The following is a 235-nucleotide window of genomic DNA, read 5'->3' as shown; positions in this document are numbered from 1 at the left end:
GTTTGTGCAATTGAGATACCGTCGTTCGCGTTACGTACAGCAACATCAAGGCCACGACTTTGAACGTTCAAACGGTTCGAGATTTGTAGACCCGCAGCGTCATCTTTTGCGCTGTTGATTTTTGAGCCAGAAGCTAGACGCTCCATTGATGTTTGTTGTGCGCTGTTTGCATTGTTTAGGTAACGTTGCGCTGTCATCGCTGAAACGTTTGTATTTACATTCACTGCCATGGTGA

General features: G+C 46.0%; 1 pseudogene. It reads right to left on the bottom strand.

Going from position 1 to position 235, the window contains the following annotated elements:
- Positions 1 to 230: pseudogene (locus AB4249_RS21910) on the bottom strand (flagellin B); the annotation flags it as partial.
- Between the last annotated feature and the right edge of the window lie 5 nt (positions 231 to 235).

This window comes from Vibrio sp. 10N.261.55.F4, assembly GCF_041470465.1.
In the GTDB taxonomy this organism is placed as follows: domain Bacteria; phylum Pseudomonadota; class Gammaproteobacteria; order Enterobacterales; family Vibrionaceae; genus Vibrio; species Vibrio crassostreae_C.
This window is presented reverse-complemented; position numbering and strand designations above follow the sequence as displayed.